The organism is Herminiimonas sp., from assembly GCF_030645555.1.
Lineage (GTDB): Bacteria > Pseudomonadota > Gammaproteobacteria > Burkholderiales > Burkholderiaceae_D > Oxalicibacterium.
On sequence record NZ_JAUSME010000094.1, the window covers coordinates 1 to 2,314 of the forward strand.

2 protein-coding genes are annotated in these 2,314 nt (G+C 64.2%); both read left to right on the top strand.

Annotated elements, in window-relative coordinates:
• The coding region (gene tcuA, locus Q7T06_RS03670) for an FAD-dependent tricarballylate dehydrogenase TcuA (protein ID WP_304780328.1) at nucleotides 1–1,215 on the top strand (1,215 nt) is incomplete at its 5' end.
• The coding region (gene tcuB / locus Q7T06_RS03675; protein ID WP_370652335.1) for a tricarballylate utilization 4Fe-4S protein TcuB at nucleotides 1,202–2,314 on the top strand (1,113 nt) is incomplete at its 3' end. The genes tcuA and tcuB, both read left to right, overlap by 14 nt.

Sequence of the window (2,314 nt, forward strand, 5' to 3'; positions counted from 1 at the left end):
AAAGTGACCGGCGGCCAGACCGATGAAAAGCTGGCGCGCATGGCGATCCGGGCATCGGCAACCTGCCGCGACTGGATGCGCAAGCACGGCGTGCGCTTCCAGCCTTCGCTGTCGGGTACGCTGCACGTGCCCCGCACCAACGCATTTTTCATGGGTGGCGGCAAGGCATTGATCAACGCCTATTACCGTAGCGCCGAAGCGCTTGGCGTGCAGATCCGCTACGACGCGGCGGTCGACGCGCTCGAACTGGACAATGGCCGCTTCGTCGCAGCCTTCATCGGGAAAGAGCGGATCGAAGCGAAGACCTGCGTGCTGGCCTGCGGCGGCTTCGAGTCCAATCTCGAATGGCAGCGCGAGGCCTGGGGCGAGGTCAACGGCGAATGGCCGGCCGACAATTTCCTGATCCGCGGCACCCGCTACAACATGGGCGTGCTGCTCAAGTTCATGAGGGGCACCAACGCCGACATCATCGGCGACCCCACGCAGAGTCATTGCGTGGCGATCGATGCGCGCGCGCCGCTGTATGACGGCGGCATCTGCACCCGCGTCGATTGCGTGTCGCTCGGCATCATGGTCAACCGCAACGCGGTGCGCTTCTATGACGAAGGTGAAGATTTCTGGCCCAAGCGCTATGCGAGCTGGGGCCGGCTGGTAGCCCAGCAGCCGGGGCAGATCGGCTATTCCATCATCGACAGCCGCGCGATCGGGCGTTTCATGCCACCGGTATTTCCCGGCGTGAAGGCATCGACCCTGCCCGAACTGGCGCGCAAGCTCGGACTGGATGAGCAAGTGTTCATGCGCACCGTGCAGGAATTCAATGGCGCCTGCCGGGTCGGCACTTTCGACCATGCGGTGATGGACGACTGCCATACCGAAGGACTGGTGCCGGCCAAGACACACTGGGCGCTGCCGCTGGAAAAGGCGCCGTTCTATGCCTATGCGCTGCGGCCGGGCATCACCTTTACCTATCTTGGCCTGAAAATCGACGAGCGCTCGCGCGTGCATTTCGGCGGCACACCCAGCGACAACCTGTTTGTCGCTGGCGAAATGATGGCCGGCAATGTGCTTGGCAAGGGATACACCGCTGGCGTCGGCATGGCGATCGGCACCGCATTCGGCCGGATTGCCGGTACCGAAGCGGCGCGTGCGGCCGGGGCTGCCGGCACCGCAGCCGGAAATACAAAACATGCGGGAGCAGAACGTGCAGCAGCTTGAAGCCTTGCTTGAGGACGCCCGTGGCAATGCACGGCTGATCGACATGCCCGCCACCGCGGCCGAAGACGAGGTCAGCCGCCAGCTGACCATTTGCAACGCCTGCCGCTATTGCGAGGGATTTTGCGCGGTATTCCCGGCGATGACGCGCCGCCTTGAATTCGCCAAGGCCGACATCCATTACCTGGCCAACCTCTGCCACAACTGCGGCGCCTGCCTGCACGCCTGCCAGTACGCGCCGCCGCATGAGTTCGCGGTCAATATTCCGCAGGCGATGGCGAAGGTGCGGGTCCAGACCTATGCCGAATATGCCTGGCCGGCCGCGCTGGGCGCGCTGTACAAGCGCAACGGGATGACGGTCGCGCTGGCGCTGGCCGGCGGCCTGGCGCTGTTCCTGGTATTGGCGGTGTTGATCTCCGGCTCGCTGGTGCATGCGCCGCTGGCCGGCAATTTCTATGCGATCTTTCCGCACAACACGCTGGTGCTGATGTTTGGCGCGGTATTCGGGTTTGCGGTGCTGGCGCTGGCGATCGGTGTGCGCAGTTTCTGGCGCAATGTGACCGAGCCGCAGTTCCTCGACAATGCATCAGGTGCGGCGCTAGGCGAGGCGACCCATGATGCGCTGCGGCTGAAGTACCTGGATGGCGGTCATGGCGAAGGCTGCAACGAGGAGAGCGACCGTTTCACGCTGGCGCGGCGACGTTTCCACCATGCGACCTTCTATGGCTTCATGCTGTGTTTCGCGTCCACCAGCGTGGCCACGCTATACCACTACCTGCTGGGCTGGCCTGCGCCGTATCCGGTAACGAGCTTGCCGGTGGTGCTGGGCACGCTGGGCGGCATCGGTTTGCTGGTGGGGCCGGCCGGCCTGTTGTGGCTGAACCTGCGCCGGCATCCCCTGCATGGCGATGTGCAGCAGCGGCCCATGGATCGTGGGTTCATCCTGCTGTTGTTGCTGGTCAGTGCGACCGGGCTGGCATTGCTGGTCCTGCGGGATACGCGGGCGATGGCGCTGTTGCTGGCGATCCACCTGGGGACCGTGATGGCCTTGTTCCTGACGCTGCCATACGGAAAGTTCGCGCATGGGGTTTATCGGAGCGCG